We start from the raw sequence: 15,684 nt of genomic DNA, 5'->3' as shown, positions 1-15,684 counted from the left end.
CGATTTTGTATTGAATACGCTATTTGTTATTCATCATCAGACATAAATCCAGCAATCAAATCATTAAAGAAGAGCTTTCCTTTCTTAGTGATTTGCCAATGATCCTGACCATCGTTTATATAGCCTTGTTGGATCGCCCAATCAATTTCCGATTCAATAGTCGATAAGGGCAAACCTGTTCGTTCTACAAATTCATATTTAGGACAGTTTTCAATTAAACGAAAACGATTCATGAAATACTCGAACGGGCGATCTGATATTTCCACCAAGCTTTCACTGTCACGATAAGGCTTCACTAAGTTTTGATAGGCCGATAAATAGCCTTTCGGGTGCTTGATTTTAGTGGTTCGAATGATGCGACCATCAGCAAAGCTAATCTTGCCATGTGCGCCGCAACCGATACCAAGATAATCACCAAAGTGCCAATAATTTAAGTTATGGCGGCATTGGTATCCCAGTTTGCTGTAGCCGGATATTTCATATTGCACATAACCTGCATCGGTTAGACGCTGGTGGCCTTGCTCAAAAATATCCCATAAATCATCATCATCTGGCAGTATTGGCGGCTTTGAATAAAATAATGTATTGGGCTCAATGGTCAGTTGATACCAAGATAAATGATAAGGATCAAGCTCAATCGCTTTATCTAAATCTAACAATGCTTGAGCTTGAGTTTGATTTGGCAAACCATGCATTAAATCGAGGTTAAAACTATTGAGGCCAATCTGATGCGCTAAATGGGCTGCATTAATTGCTTCTTGCTTACCATGAATTCGCCCCAGAGCTTGCAGCTTTTCATCTTCAAAGCTTTGCACACCAATTGAAATACGATTGACACCTTGACGCTGAAACTCGGCGAAACGCTCAGCTTCAATCGTTCCGGGATTGGCTTCCATGGTTATTTCAATATCATTTTCAAAAGCGATTTGAGCCTCAATACCTTTTAATAATCGCCCAATGCCTTGCGGTGAAATGAGACTAGGCGTTCCGCCACCAATAAATATCGAATGCAAAAGACGAGGCGCTTGAGATGCTTTTGATTGCTGAGATTCTTCTGAGCTTTGAGATACTTTGGAGCTTTGAGATGTTTTGGAGCTTTGGCATAATTGATAGTGTTCAATATCGAGCTTTAAATCTTCTAGTAAGGCATCAATGTACTGACTTTCTGGGATCTCACCTTTTTGAGCGTGAGAGTTAAAGTCGCAGTACGGGCATTTTTGTACACACCAAGGGATATGGACATATAAGCTCAATGGAGGAAGCGAGATCACGTATTGGAGCCTTATTGGATGAAGTTAGGCGCTTCGGTTAGCGCGGTAAATAATTTTTTCAGGGCTTTACCACGATGAGATAATTGCTTTTTCCGTACTGGTTCAAGTTGCGCCGATGAGCAATTATCTTCTGGTACCCAAAAAATTGGATCGTAGCCAAAACCATTTTCGCCCATCGCTTCTGTCAGAATTTCACCTTCCCACTCACCATGACAAACTAATGGCGTTGGATCGTTTTCATGTCTCATTAGAACTAACACACAATGAAAACGAGCGCTGCGCTGCTTAGCTGGCACATCTTTCATGGCGGCTAATAGTTTGTCTAGATTTTGCTTATCACTGGCATCCTCACCTGCATAACGAGCGGAATAGATACCCGGTGCACCTTTTAGATAATCCACTTCTAAGCCAGAATCATCAGCAATCGCTGGTAATCCGGTTGCTTTCGCTGCATGACGAGCCTTAATGATGGCATTTTCGATAAAGGTGGCACCGGTTTCTTCAGCTTCGATAAGGTTGAATTCACTTTGAGCGTGGATCTCAAAACCAAAATCCGCCAATAAACTGGCCATTTCTTTTACTTTGCCTTGATTGCCAGTGGCGAGAACAAGCTTCTTCATCTTATATCCTAAATTGGTTATTTATTTTCAACATAAAACTTTTGAGTAAACGTTATTGGTCCACTGCCGGTCATGCCAGCATCAACATTGATATTAAAGGTTAGGTTTTCTTCATCTGAAATCGAAAATTGTGCTAAATAATAAATCGATTTACCTTCTTTTATTTGTTTGAATTCAAGCGTTTTGATTTGCCCAATTAAGTTTTTGGCTGTACCCGTAATGGTGGCATTTACGGCTGGTTTACCCAGTTTGGAATTATCCAGCACACTGATATTTAAAATAGCAGAATGGCCATTACGCTTTAGTTGATATTGGGTTGCAACTTCAGCGGTGATCAACGTTGAATTGAAGGCTGAGTAATGAATTTCACTATTTTTAATATTCTTAAATTGTTCAGCATAGCTCGGAAGAGAGATAAGGCTAATTAGTGCGGTTAAGAGCCATTTTTTCATTTCATACTTCCTTAGAAACCGAAGACAAAGAATAGTTAGGTGTGCTTTATTTATGGCGATAGTCTGACTGCAGTAAGTCTTCAATAGATGCAGGAATAAGACTTGGTGATATTACACGAATTTGTTTATGTCGCCCTAATTCACCTTTTTCAATCTTTATTGATCCTTTCGCCACTTTAAATTGTTTCGCAAGATATTTGGTTAAATAGGCATTTGCTTTGCCATCAACTGGCGGGGCAGTGATGGCGATTTTCAGTTCGTCGCCATGTAAACCTACAATTTGATCTCGGCTTGCTTTTGGTTGGATATAGACGTGCAGAACGATGTCTTGTTCCACACGCTGGACTGCATCCGCCATTATTATAATTCAGCTAGGATTACAGTTGATACCAAATAGGGCCAATCAAATCGCCCATTAGATAATTAGCAAATTGCAGAATTAAGAACAGCACAAGAACACTGAGATCAAAACCACCCATTGGCGGAAGAATACGGCGAATAGGCGCAAGTAGTGGTTCAGTTAATTGTGTCATCACATATTCAACTGGACTACGGCCTTGGCTTACCCAACTTAAAATAGCGCGCAGTAATAAAATCCAGAATAGTAGACCGCCAATAGCTTTAACTAAAGATAATCCTCCCCAAACGAGAAAGCCCATATCGAAGACGAACTGACCATTCGAAATGAAAATTAAGGTTACAAATTTTAAAACACTAAGCGCGTAGGCAAAAATAACCGTGGCAAGATCCACATTCCCAATCGAAGGAATAATTCTACGTAGAGGTGCCACGATAGGCTGAGTCAGTTTTACAATCGATTGTGAGAATGGATTATAAAAATCAGCGCGGGCAAGTTGTAGCCAAACTCGTAAAATGACCACCATGATATAAAGGTCAAAAACAGTAGAGACTAAAAAATTAAGAGAATTCATTTATGTAAAACCTTGGTTAATATGATAATTTTATTGGAAAGCTAAATGTTTACGGTTGTTTTTATTTACAGTTGTTTTTCCATCTCTTCAGCGCGTTTAACCGCCGCTTGCATCGCTTTCGAAACAATGGCTGATAAATGACAGTCATTAAACGTTCGTATCGCTTCAGCTGTCGTACCACCTTTCGATGTTACTTGTTCACGTAATGTTGATAATTCTAATTCAGGGCTTGCAACCACCATTTCTGCTGCGCCTAATGCCGCTTGTTGTACTAGAAGGCGTGCGGTATCTTGGTCAAAACCTTGGGCGATAGCTTCTTGCTGCATCGCTTCCATAAATAAGAAGAAATACGCTGGAGCACTGCCCGCAGCTGCAATGATATTGTTGATTCCTGATTCTTGAGCAACCCAACAAATCTCTCCTACCGCAGACATTAAATCACCTGCAAAGTGTTTATCAGCGCCAGAAACTTGCGGCGTAGCATAAAGCCCACTCATGCCTTTGCCAACTAAAGATGGTGTATTTGGCATCACGCGAACCAGATTCACCTCTTGGCCGAGCATTTCAGTTAATCGTTTAGCGGAAATACCCGCCGCAATAGAAATGATCAGCTTATTGCTCAAATCGATGGTTTTAAATGCTTCACAGACATCAGACATCATTTGAGGTTTAACCGCTAAAATAACCACATCAGCATCTTGTACAGCATTGGCGTTATCGGTCGTAGTATGGATACCATAGCAGTCCGTTAAATCTTTTAGTTTGCCTTCATCGCGACCGGTAGCGGCAATGTTTTTGGCTTTGTAACCGCTTGATAGCATACCTGCGAAGATAGAACGAGCCATGTTGCCCGAACCAATAAAGCTAATTTTGCGCTGTTCCATGTGACATCACCTTAATTTGATAATAATGACGCTTAATCCATTACGGTCATTATGCCTGATAAATTCAATTATGACGCTTCAGATGCAGCATCGTTCGGATTTTAAAGGAATACTTATTTAGATTGAGAGTAATCTCTTGCTCCAAAAATAGCGGTACCAATTCGAACCATTGTGCTGCCTGCTTCAATCGCGGCTTGCATGTCGCCACTCATTCCCATCGATAAGGTATCGACTTGAGGATAAAGAGTTTTAAGTTTTTGATGCAATTGCTCTAATTGTTGAAAAGCAGCCAGTTGTGATTGATGATCTGGCACGTTTTCAGGAATCGACATCAATCCTCTTAATGTGAGGTTAGGTAAAGTATTTATCAACTGCGCGAGTGCAAAAACATCGGTATGATCAATACCTGATTTCGATTCTTCACCACTGGTATTGACTTGAATAAGCACCTGTAACGGGTTTGTATTGGTTTTTTCAATATGTTCGGCTCGTTGGTCATTAAGTCGCTGGGCTATTTTTTCGCGATCAACGGAGTGTACCCAATCGAAATTTTCTGCGATGAGTCGAGTTTTGTTGGATTGAATTGGACCAATGAAGTGCCATTCAAGCTCGCTCTGGTTATAGTGTTGGTCAAAGTAATGGATTTTATCCACGCCTTCTTGTACGTAGTTTTCTCCAAATTGACGTTGACCAGCGGCAATCGCTTGTTCTAATGCTTCAATTGGTTTGGTTTTACTCACCGCTAAGAGCTGTACTGATTGCGATGGGCGTGAGAATTTTTCTTCCGCAGCCCGTATTTGGCAGTGAATGTGTTCTATATTTTTTTGAATAGTAGACATAATTTTGGTTTCAGTAAGGAATAGTAATGAATATCGCTGAGTTATTGGATTTTAGTGTAAAGCATAATGCATCAGATCTACATCTTTCTGCTGGTGTCCCCCCAATGTTACGTATTGATGGCGATGTCAGAAAGCTAGAAATGGAGGCATTTTCTCATTCAGAAGTTCATGCCTTAATCTTTGATATTATGAATGATGCTCAACGCAGTGAATATGAAGAAAAATTCGAAATTGATTTTTCTTTTGAACTGCCTAATGTTGGGCGCTTTCGTGTCAATGCTTTCAATCAATCCCGTGGTTGCGCAGCGGTGTTTCGTACTATTCCAATGACTATTCCATCATTAGAGGATATTTCTGCCCCTGATATCTTAGAAAAAATTGCTAATTATGAAAAAGGTTTGGTGCTAGTAACAGGACCAACAGGTTCAGGGAAATCTACAACGTTGGCTGCTATGGTTGATTATATTAATCGTAATCAGAAAAAACATATTCTGACGATTGAAGATCCGATTGAATTTACTCATGCCAATAATAAATGTTTGGTCAACCAGCGCGAAGTACATCGTGATACGAAAAGCTTTAATTCTGCGTTACGTTCTGCATTACGAGAAGACCCTGATGTAATTTTAGTGGGTGAATCACGAGACCAAGAAACGATTAGTCTTGCGCTTACTGCTGCGGAAACTGGCCATTTGGTATTTGCTACTTTGCATACTAGTTCTGCTGCCAAAACCATCGATAGAATCATTGATGTGTTTCCCGGCGCTGATAAAAATATGGTGCGTTCTATGCTATCTGAATCCATACGTGCTGTTGTGGCTCAAAAACTCCTTAAACGTAATGGTGGGGGGCGTGTGGCCTGTCATGAAGTCATGATCGCAACACCTGCTATTCGTAACTTAATCCGTGAAGATAAAGTGGCGCAGATGATGTCGATGATTCAAACAGGCTCAGCAACAGGAATGCAAACCATGGAGCAAGCCGCCAGAAAATTAATCGCACAAGGTATCGTCGATACGGAAGAAGCGAAGCAAAAAATTGAAGGTATGGATTCGCTTTATTAACCGACTTGATGTTTAACAAAGTAAATTTAGCAAACAAAATAGATCTAACAGACATAAAGTGGACACGCCAACCAAGGATGAATAAATGCAATTGGATCAAATTTTAGAGGCCATGGTGACATCGAAAGCATCGGATATTTATTTAACCGTTGGCGCACCTTGTTTATTTCGTATTGATGGTGAGTTAAAAGCCCATGGCGATCAATTAGATAAAAGCGCTATTGAAGCGCTATTGTTTGACATGATGGATGAAGAAAGGCAACAAAGCTTCCAACACGAACATGAATCAAATTTTGCGATTATGCGAAGCAGTGGACGATTTCGTGTCAGTGCTTTTTTTCAGCGTGAATTACCGGGCGCGGTGATCCGCCGAATTGAAACCAATATTCCAAGTATGGAAGATTTGCATCTACCTGAAGTGCTGAAAAGTTTATGCACTTCAAAACGTGGGTTGGTGTTGGTGGTTGGAGCCACTGGATCGGGTAAATCCACCTCAATGGCGGCAATGACGGGGTATCGAAACTCAAATCAAACAGGCCATATTTTAACCGTCGAAGATCCGATTGAATTCGTACATGAACATAAAAAGTGTATTGTCACTCAACGAGAAGTTGGCCTTGATACTGATAGTTACGAAATTGCTTTAAAAAATTCATTACGCCAAGCGCAAGATATGATTTTAATCGGTGAGATCCGCAGCCGTGAAACCATGGAATATGCGATGACGTTTGCTGAAACAGGCCACCTTTGTATGGCAACATTGCATGCTAATAATGCTAATCAAGCATTAGAGCGTATTTTACATCTAGTGCCGAAAGATCAAAAAGAGCAGTTCTTGTTTGATTTATCTCTGAATCTTAAAGGGGTTGTCGCGCAACAATTGATCCGAGATAAAAATGGCGAAGGGCGACATGGAGTGTTTGAGGTCTTACTTAACACCCCGCGTATTTCAGATTTGATCCGTCGTGGCGATTTACATGAATTAAAAACGGCAATGACCCTCTCAACTGAATCAGGTATGCAAACCTTTGATCAAGCATTATTTAAATTGTTGCAAGAAGATAAAATCAGCCTTGATGACGCCATGCACAGTGCCGACTCGGCTAACGATCTGCGTATGATGCTTAAAACTTTAGTTGATGCTCCAGTGACGGAGAGTGAGAAGTTAAAAGGGATTAAGATTGATATGAGGTAACATAAAAGGCAGGGGCTGTGATTTTAGTCCCTGCTATTCAATTTATTGGATTAATACTGTGCTTCGAACCAACTTTCTAAAATGACTACCGCAGACTGGCAATCCACATTACCTTTAGTCAGAGCTTTATATCCTCCCATTTGAAAGAGCTCAGCTCGTGCTTCTTGAGTAGATAAACGCTCATCATGCATCTCAACTGCAACGCCAAAACGACCAAATAAACGGTTACCGAATTTTTTAGCGCGAGTGGTGATGGTGGTGAGATCTTTACCTTCCATATCCGTTGGTAGGCCGACCACAATTAAGTTTGGTTGCCATTCTTTAATTTGCTTTTCAATTTCATCCCATTTAGGAATACCATCTACAGCCTTGAATGCTTTCAAAGGTGAAGCTGTACCTGTGATGGTTTGCCCTATGGCACTACCAATGCTTTTAGTGCCGTAGTCAAATGCCATAATGGTTTGGTTAGTCATGGGTTTCTCGTTATAAGTAGCGAATATGATGGATGTTTATTATTGGGATCATGCGTGGCCAGAATCAATTGAAAGCTGAGCGGTATCAATACCCAATGATTGAACGGCTTTTTTCCAACGTAAAGCAGGTGGAGTATCAAAGATTATACTGGGATCGGCTGGGGTGGTTAACCAAACATTATCCAGTAATTCTTGCTCTAATTGACCAGCGCTCCAACCTGAATAACCTAATGTCACTAAGTATTGTTTAGGTTCAGCTTCGGTGCCAAGTACTGTTAAGATATCTTTCGATGTCGTCACGGCTAAATGCTGATTAATCTCAATGCTGGATTGATAGTCATCTTTTAATTGATGCAGAATAAAGCCACAGTCGGTTGCGACAGGACCACCATTTAACACCGGATTTTGTAGGCTTTTGGTGCAAATTTGTGGATGAACAGGCTGAACATCAATTTGCTGCAACATGTTGCCAATGTTAATGCCGATTGGAGCATTAATCACTAACCCCATTGCGCCATCATCATTATGCTCACACAGGTAAATTACGGTTCGAGTGAAATTTTGATCTTTCATGCTTGGCATGGCGATCAGAAAATGATCGGTTAAATTCATATTCTCTCCGTGTCAGTTTTATGACCTGCCTACTATTTTTTAGTAAGCAGAATCATTAGCCGTTGGTGATTGTTACTTACCTTGCTTGATCGCTATTGGCTTTATATCAGTCTGTTAATAATTACTGATTATGAACAGACTACTTTTATTAATAACTATATTGATAATAATTATTTTTCATTGACTCGTTGTTCAATGGCATCCATTAACTTACCGGTAATTGAAATATCAAATGCAGCTTCAATTTCTTTAATGCAAGTCGGGCTAGTGACGTTAATTTCAGTGAGTTTATCGCCAATAACATCAAGGCCAACAAATATCAGCCCTTTTTCTTTTAGCGTTGGGGCGACAGCCAGAGCTATTTTAAGATCAGTTTCACTCAATGGACGAGCTTCACCACGACCGCCAGCAGCTAAGTTGCCACGAGTTTCGCCTTTAGCTGGAATGCGAGCTAAGCAATAAGGCATCGGTTCGCCATCTACGACTAAAATACGTTTATCGCCATTGCTGATATCAGGCACGAAGGTTTGCGCCATTGCGTAGTTCTGACCGTGATTAGTCAAGGTTTCAATGATCACAGAAACGTTTGGATCATCTTGTTTTACACGGAAAATAGAAGCGCCACCCATGCCATCAAGCGGCTTTAAAATTACATCACCATGTTTTTCTTTGAATGCTTTAATTTTTTCAGCTTTACGCGTAACAATAGTCGTTGGGGTTAATTCTGGGAACCAAGCAGTAAACAGTTTCTCATTACAATCACGCAGGCTTTGCGGTTTATTGACGATTAACGTGCCTTTTTCTTCTGCGCGTTCAAGAATGTAAGTTGCATAGATAAACTCAGTGTCGAAAGGAGGATCTTTGCGCATGAGTACTGCATCAAGTTCCGACAATTCAATCGTTTGTTCTGAGTTGAATTCATACCATTTAGCAGGATCTTCGATAAGAGTGACGGTTTTTGTGTCTGCAATCGCGACACCTTGCTCTAAATGCAGATCCGCCATTTCCATGTAATGGATTTCCCAACCGCGACGCTGTGCTTCTAACATCATGGCAAAACTTGAATCTTTCTTGATATTAATGGATGAGATTGGGTCCATTACGATGCCGATTTTCATGTGTTTCTCCTGCTTATATTAAATAGCCGCTGGCTAGATTTAGCCCAGATCGCCAAAACGAACTTGTAGTGCGGTGATGGCGGAAAGGCCTGCGGTTTCGGTTCGCAGAACGCGCGGTCCTAATAAGGTTTCTTCAAATTTATACTGTTCGGTCATTTGAATTTCTTCATCAGACAAACCACCTTCAGGGCCAATTAATAAACGAACTTTATTAACCGGTTCAGGCAAGGTGTTGATTGAGTATTTTGCTCTTGGATGTAAATTGAGTTTGAGGCCATCATAGTCCTCCGCGCACCATTGTTCTAGTTGCATTAATGGGCGAATTTGCGGAACGATATTACGACCACATTGCTCACAAGCGGCAATCGCTATTTTTTGCCACTGTTGTAATTTTTTATCAAAACGTTCGCTATTTAGCTTTACGCCACAGCGTACTGAGATTAACGGCGTAATGGTATTTACCCCAAGCTCTACCGCTTTTTGAATGGTGAATTCCATTTTGTCACCACGAGAGATGACTTGCCCAAGATGCAGATCTAAAGGAGATTCAACAGATCTTTCAATACGTTTATGTAATTCAACCGTGACATTTTTCTTAGAAACCGATGCGATAGTGGCGGGAAATTCTGCGCCACTGCCATCAAATAGCAAAACCTCTTGGCCTGTCGTCATACGAAGAACACGTCCAATATGGCCAGATGCATCGTCAGAAAGGGGGAGTTCACCAAGCCCAATAATGGTTTCAGGGTGGTAAATTCTAGGGATTCTCATGGTGTAACCTGTGATCGGATGGATAGTCTATTCATAACATGGATGTTGTTGTTCAAAAAAACAAGGGCTGAAGAGGCATTTAATCAGTCGTTCGATGTATTAATGACAGGCTGTAATTGTGCTTTACAGCGGGTGCAATGATATTGAGTTTGCTGTCTTATTATCTTGTTATGACGGCGAATACTTATCGTATGGTTTTGGCACTGGCAACGATATTCAAACGTCAGACCTTGAACGGAACTGACATCAAACTGATGACGAGTTTCGGGGTTGAGTTTGAACACTTTGATCATGACTGCTTGCCATTCTTTTCCATGAGGGCGAACTCGACCAAATTGATGATAGGTAATTAAATGTGCAATTTCGTGAGGGATCACCTGTTGCAGAAACTCGGTTTGATTTTCTAATAATAAGGTTGGGTTCAGTCTGATCTCCCAACTTTGCAAATAAGCTTTGCCTGCGACTTTACCGCGTACATTAAAATGAACATTTGGCATAGCAAACTGACAATCAAGAGCTTGTTGTGCTTTCTCTATACAGCCTTCAACGGTTCTATGCACCTGTTGCAGTAAATGTGCAGGGATATGACCATTTGGCATGTTAGACCTATCATTTTAAATTGTGTTCTAACAAAAAGTCCTCACCAGAATAGCAAGGACTTAATTACATTACGTTTTTATCTATTAAGAGATTTTACAGGCTTGCGAATGCGCGTAGTGCTTCTGCTTTGTCTGTTGCTTCCCAAGGGAATTCTTCACGACCAAAGTGGCCATAAGCTGCTGTTTTCTTATAGATAGGTTGTAGCAAGTTTAACATTTCTTGTAGGCCATATGGGCGTAGGTCGAAATGTTGACGTACTGCTTCAACAATGATTTCTGATGGTACTTTTTCAGTTCCAAAAGTTTCAACCATGATAGAGGTTGGTTCTGCCACACCGATAGCATAAGACAGTTGAATTTCACAACGATCAGCAAGACCTGCAGCAACGATATTTTTTGCAACATAACGTGCAGCATACGCCGCAGAGCGATCAACTTTTGATGGATCTTTACCAGAGAACGCACCGCCACCGTGACGAGCTGCGCCGCCGTAAGTATCGACGATAATTTTACGACCCGTTAAACCACAGTCACCCATTGGTCCACCGATAACAAAGCGGCCGGTTGGATTAATAAAGTACTTGGTGTCTTTACTTAACCATTCTGCAGGAAGAACAGGCTTGATGATTTCTTCCATTACCGCTTCACGTAGATCGGCGGTTGAAATTGAATCGCTGTGCTGAGTTGAAAGAACGACAGCATCAATGCCGACAATCTTGCCTTGGTCGTATTGGAAAGTTACTTGAGATTTTGCATCTGGGCGCAAGAAATCAAGTTTGCCACTTTTACGCACTTCTGCTTGTTTTTTCACAAGTAGGTGAGAGTAAGTAATTGGCGCAGGCATTAGAACTGGCGTTTCGTTACACGCATAACCAAACATGATGCCTTGGTCACCAGCGCCTTGATCTTTTGGATCAGCTTTATCAACACCTTGGTTGATGTCTGGAGATTGCTTGCCAATGGTGTTTAATACGGCGCAAGAGTTAGCATCAAACCCCATATCTGAATGGACATAACCGATTTCACGAACGGTTTCACGAGTGATTTCTTCGATATCAACCCATGCAGAAGTGGTTACTTCACCGCCAACCATTACCATGCCGGTTTTAACGTAAGTCTCACACGCCACACGTGCTTTTGGATCTTGTTCTAAAATCGCATCCAAAACCGCATCTGAAATTTGATCGGCAATTTTGTCTGGATGACCTTCAGAGACGGATTCTGAAGTAAATAAATGCTTAGCCATGTGTGAATGCTCCACTGTGAATCACGCTAGTTCATCGTTTGATGATAAAAGTGATTGAGTTAGAAAAGACGCGTCCATGGTGGGCATTAACTTACGACAGAGGTTAATGACAAGGGCTCGCGTCTTCTTAAATAAACGTTAAAATTGTAGGTGTTTCTACATCTAGACGTCTATTCTAGTTTTGATTGTCCGAATTACAAGCCTTTTTTAATAAAATATCGATAGGTACTTACTTCTGACCTCATATTTGAATAAGCAAAAATGAACATAAATATGGCTATATTCTCTATTGACGCATTCGATTGCGTTCTCGCTCTGAAAGGCTTATGTATCCAATTATGTGATTAATATAAGAAAGCGAAGAAAAGAGTATAAAAATAACAAATATACGACGGTTAATATTTGCAGTAACACGGGTGCTTTGCGACAATACCGACCAGCATTCTGAGTGGGGTGAATATTTACCTCACTTTGCCAACCTAAAAACCTTTAATTCGCTTATGCAAACCCAGGAGCAGACATGACGTCTCGTAAAGATCTAGCAAATGCAATCCGCGCTTTAAGCATGGACGGTGTTCAACAGGCTAATTCAGGTCACCCAGGCGCCCCAATGGGGATGGCCGATATCGCTGAAGTTCTTTGGCGTTCACATTTAAACCATAACCCACAAAACCCTGAGTGGGCTGATCGTGACCGTTTCATTCTTTCGAATGGCCACGGTTCAATGCTAATTTACTCTTTACTTCATCTTTCAGGTTATGAACTACCAATTTCAGAACTGAAAAACTTCCGTCAACTGCATTCAAAAACGCCTGGTCATCCAGAGTACGGTTATGCACCTGGCGTTGAAACAACAACGGGTCCTTTAGGTCAAGGTATCACTAACGCTGTTGGTATGGCGTTGGCTGAAAAATCGCTTGCAGCGCAGTTCAATAAAGAAGGTCACGACATCGTTGATCACTTCACATACACCTTCCTTGGCGACGGTTGTATGATGGAAGGCATCTCACACGAAGCATGTTCTCTTGCTGGCGTTCTAGGTTTAGGTAAGTTGGTTGCATTTTGGGATGACAACGGTATTTCTATCGATGGTCATGTTGAAGGTTGGTTTGCAGATGATACTCCTAAGCGTTTTGAAGCTTATGGCTGGCATGTTATTCCTAGCGTTGATGGTCACGATTCAGATGCGATTGAAGCGGCAATTCAAGCAGCAAAAGCGGATCCTCGTCCAACACTAATTTGTACTAAAACCGTCATTGGTTTTGGTTCTCCAAATAAAGCAGGCACACACGATTGTCACGGCGCACCACTTGGCGCTGATGAAATTGTTGCGACTAAAGCACAGCTTGGTTGGGCACACGGTCCTTTCGAAATCCCTTCTGACATTTATGCTCAGTGGGATGCAAAAGAAGCAGGCGCAGCAAAAGAAGCAGCATGGAATGAGAAGTTTGCAGCATACGCAACAGCTTACCCAGAACTTGCCGCTGAATTTAAACGTCGTACCGCGGGTGATTTACCAAGTGATTGGGAAGCAAAAGCAAATGCAATCATTGCCGATCTTCAAGCAAACCCAGCTAACATTGCTTCACGTAAAGCATCACAAAACGCACTAGAAGCGTTTGGTCAAATGCTACCTGAATTCATGGGCGGCTCAGCTGACCTTGCGCCTTCTAACTTGACTATGTGGTCTGGTTCTAAAGCGCTAACAGCTGATGATGCTTCTGGCAACTACATTCACTACGGTGTGCGTGAGTTTGCAATGACAGCTATCATTAATGGTATCGCTCTACATGGCGGTTTCATTCCTTACGGCGCGACCTTCCTAATGTTTATGGAATACGCTCGTAACGCAATGCGTATGGCTGCGTTGATGAAAATTCAAAACATCCAAGTGTATACGCATGATTCAATTGGTCTTGGTGAAGATGGTCCAACTCACCAACCGGTTGAGCAAATTGCCTCTCTACGCATGACACCAAATATGAGCACATGGCGTCCATGTGACCAAGTTGAATCAGCAGTGGCTTGGAAACTAGCGATTGAACGTAAAGATGCGCCATCTGCGCTTATCTTCTCGCGTCAAAATCTAGCACAACAAGAACGTACCGCTGAGCAAGTTGCGAACATTGCAAAAGGTGCTTATATCCTGAAAGATTGCGCTGGTAAGCCTGAACTTATCTTAATTGCAACGGGTTCTGAAGTTGAGCTAGTAGTAGAAGCTGCAGCAAAACTGACGGCTGAAGGGACGAAAGTACGTGTGGTTTCTATGCCATCGACTGATGCCTTTGATAAGCAAGATGCGGCATACCGCGAAGCAGTATTACCATCTGATGTAACAGCACGTATTGCTGTTGAAGCAGGTATTGCTGATTACTGGTTCAAATATGTTGGCCTAGACGGTCGCATCATCGGGATGACGACATTTGGCGAATCTGCACCAGCAGGAGAGCTATTTAAAATGTTTGGCTTTACCGTTGAAAACGTACTTGAGACAGCGAAAGAATTAATCGCTTAATTGTTGATGTAATTTAATCGCATAGATAAAGCCAGTGTCTTCGGATGCTGGCTTTTTTGTGCCTGTCGATATAAAGATAAATAGGAAAACGCACACTCGAAAATATATAGCGATATCATCCATTTTATTTGATGGCGAGATCAAATTTCACGCTGCTATAAGGTGTTTTTTAGTGCGTTAACTTATATATTTAGTGACGAAAAAATCCATATAAAGGAATACGGAAATGCGCTACCAATTGCTTGCTTTGGATCTCGATGGCACCACGCTACAAGATGATCATCAACTAAACCCAACTATTAAATCAGTGATCGATAAAATTAAATCTCACTATTCGGTCATGATTGTCACAGGCCGCCATCATACTGCCGCTAAACCTTATTACGATGAGCTGGGTTTAGACACTCCAGTTTTATGTTGTAACGGCACCTATCTTTATGATTATAAGAATGAGAAAGTGCTGTTTCATAATGGGATCCCAAAAGTAAAGGCGCAAACATTTCTCGCATTAGCACATCAATATCAACTAAAAATGGTGATATATACTAAAGAGGCGATGACTTATTCGTTAGCCGATCCGATTGAGTATATGCAACCGTTAGAGGTTTGGGCTAAGACTTACCCTAAAGATCGGCAACCGAATATCTATCAAGTAGAAGCTTTTGAACCATTGGTAGGACAAAGTGATTATATTTGGAAATTTGTCGTGCAAGGTGAGCAGGATAAGTTAAAGGCGTTTCTATCGTTGCCTTTTATTGTTGATAATTTTGATGGTGCTTGGTCAGCAGAAAACCGAATTGATCTGGCGGCGAAAGGAAATACCAAAGGTAATGCATTAGCAAACTATGCTGAATCTATAGGTATTTCAGCCGAGCATATTATTGCCGCGGGTGATAATTTCAACGATGTATCGATGTTGTCATTTTCAGGCATTGGGATCGCGATGCAACATGCCCATGATGATGTAAAAGCGTGGGCTAATGTTATAACGAAAACCGATAATCAAGGTGATGATTTAGCAAAGTTAATCGCGCACTATTTTCCTATTGATGGTCTAGTCGTTGATGGCTTTGCAAAAGAAAGGAATCAATAA

General features: G+C 41.3%; 17 protein-coding genes. 4 read left to right on the top strand and 13 right to left on the bottom strand.

Going from position 1 to position 15,684, the window contains the following annotated elements; all coding sequences use genetic code 11:
- Window positions 1-26 precede the first annotated feature (26 nt).
- From hemW to HC725_RS03975, 7 genes are all read right to left on the bottom strand, one after another.
- A complete protein-coding gene (gene hemW / locus HC725_RS04005; protein ID WP_190330482.1) occupies window positions 27-1,271 on the bottom strand; it encodes a radical SAM family heme chaperone HemW in 1,245 nt (414 codons plus the stop codon).
- Window positions 1,272-1,282: 11 nt separating this feature from the next.
- Window positions 1,283-1,891 (bottom strand): XTP/dITP diphosphatase, encoded by a 609-nt coding sequence (locus HC725_RS04000; RefSeq protein ID WP_190330481.1) that lies wholly within the window; start codon window positions 1,889-1,891, stop codon window positions 1,283-1,285.
- A gap of 17 nt (window positions 1,892-1,908) precedes the next feature.
- Window positions 1,909-2,343 (bottom strand): DUF4426 domain-containing protein, encoded by a 435-nt coding sequence (locus HC725_RS03995; protein ID WP_190330480.1) that lies wholly within the window; start codon window positions 2,341-2,343, stop codon window positions 1,909-1,911.
- A gap of 46 nt (window positions 2,344-2,389) precedes the next feature.
- Window positions 2,390-2,701, bottom strand: a complete 312-nt coding sequence (gene yggU / locus HC725_RS03990) for a DUF167 family protein YggU (RefSeq protein WP_190330479.1) — start codon at window positions 2,699-2,701, stop codon at window positions 2,390-2,392.
- A gap of 19 nt (window positions 2,702-2,720) precedes the next feature.
- Window positions 2,721-3,275 (bottom strand): YggT family protein, encoded by a 555-nt coding sequence (locus HC725_RS03985; RefSeq protein ID WP_190330478.1) that lies wholly within the window; start codon window positions 3,273-3,275, stop codon window positions 2,721-2,723.
- Between the two features lie 65 nt (window positions 3,276-3,340).
- A complete protein-coding gene (gene proC, locus HC725_RS03980) occupies window positions 3,341-4,159 on the bottom strand; it encodes a pyrroline-5-carboxylate reductase (RefSeq protein ID WP_190330477.1) in 819 nt (272 codons plus the stop codon).
- Between the two features lie 113 nt (window positions 4,160-4,272).
- Complete coding sequence (locus HC725_RS03975) at window positions 4,273-4,998, bottom strand: YggS family pyridoxal phosphate-dependent enzyme (protein ID WP_190330476.1); 726 nt, start codon at window positions 4,996-4,998, stop codon at window positions 4,273-4,275.
- 26 nt (window positions 4,999-5,024) lie between these two features.
- On the opposite strand from HC725_RS03975, the gene HC725_RS03970 reads away from it, so the two are divergent.
- Together HC725_RS03970 and HC725_RS03965 are read left to right on the top strand one after the other, a co-directional pair.
- A complete protein-coding gene (locus HC725_RS03970; protein WP_190330475.1) occupies window positions 5,025-6,062 on the top strand; it encodes a type IV pilus twitching motility protein PilT in 1,038 nt (345 codons plus the stop codon).
- Between the two features lie 85 nt (window positions 6,063-6,147).
- Complete coding sequence (locus HC725_RS03965; RefSeq protein WP_190330474.1) at window positions 6,148-7,257, top strand: PilT/PilU family type 4a pilus ATPase; 1,110 nt, start codon at window positions 6,148-6,150, stop codon at window positions 7,255-7,257.
- 50 nt (window positions 7,258-7,307) lie between these two features.
- Here the strand turns inward: HC725_RS03965 and ruvX are convergent, their stop codons facing one another.
- The 6 genes from ruvX to metK form a co-directional block, all read right to left on the bottom strand.
- Window positions 7,308-7,730 carry a Holliday junction resolvase RuvX gene (gene ruvX / locus HC725_RS03960; protein ID WP_190330473.1) on the bottom strand — a complete coding sequence of 141 codons (423 nt, stop codon included), beginning with the start codon at window positions 7,728-7,730 and terminating at the stop codon, window positions 7,308-7,310.
- Window positions 7,731-7,778: 48 nt separating this feature from the next.
- Window positions 7,779-8,342, bottom strand: coding sequence for a YqgE/AlgH family protein (locus HC725_RS03955; RefSeq protein ID WP_190330472.1), 564 nt, complete (start codon window positions 8,340-8,342; stop codon window positions 7,779-7,781).
- Between the two features lie 170 nt (window positions 8,343-8,512).
- On the bottom strand, window positions 8,513-9,460 hold the full coding sequence (gene gshB, locus HC725_RS03950; protein ID WP_190330471.1) for a glutathione synthase: 948 nt from the start codon (window positions 9,458-9,460) through the stop codon (window positions 8,513-8,515).
- Between the two features lie 39 nt (window positions 9,461-9,499).
- Window positions 9,500-10,231, bottom strand: coding sequence for a 16S rRNA (uracil(1498)-N(3))-methyltransferase (gene rsmE, locus HC725_RS03945; RefSeq protein WP_190330470.1), 732 nt, complete (start codon window positions 10,229-10,231; stop codon window positions 9,500-9,502).
- Between the two features lie 83 nt (window positions 10,232-10,314).
- Window positions 10,315-10,830 (bottom strand): SprT family zinc-dependent metalloprotease, encoded by a 516-nt coding sequence (locus HC725_RS03940; protein ID WP_190330469.1) that lies wholly within the window; start codon window positions 10,828-10,830, stop codon window positions 10,315-10,317.
- Between the two features lie 94 nt (window positions 10,831-10,924).
- Window positions 10,925-12,076, bottom strand: coding sequence for a methionine adenosyltransferase (gene metK / locus HC725_RS03935; RefSeq protein WP_190330468.1), 1,152 nt, complete (start codon window positions 12,074-12,076; stop codon window positions 10,925-10,927).
- 520 nt (window positions 12,077-12,596) lie between these two features.
- Here metK and tkt point away from each other — a divergent pair.
- Both tkt and HC725_RS03925 read left to right on the top strand, forming a co-directional pair.
- Window positions 12,597-14,591 (top strand): transketolase, encoded by a 1,995-nt coding sequence (tkt, locus tag HC725_RS03930; protein ID WP_190330467.1) that lies wholly within the window; start codon window positions 12,597-12,599, stop codon window positions 14,589-14,591.
- A gap of 226 nt (window positions 14,592-14,817) precedes the next feature.
- Window positions 14,818-15,684 carry a Cof-type HAD-IIB family hydrolase gene (locus tag HC725_RS03925; RefSeq protein ID WP_190330466.1) on the top strand — a complete coding sequence of 289 codons (867 nt, stop codon included), beginning with the start codon at window positions 14,818-14,820 and terminating at the stop codon, window positions 15,682-15,684.

This window comes from Vibrio sp. S17_S38 (genome assembly GCF_014694375.1).
Classification (GTDB): Bacteria; Pseudomonadota; Gammaproteobacteria; order Enterobacterales; family Vibrionaceae; genus Vibrio.
The sequence above is the reverse complement of the archived record's forward strand: the minus strand, read 5'-3'. Positions and strand labels throughout refer to the sequence as shown.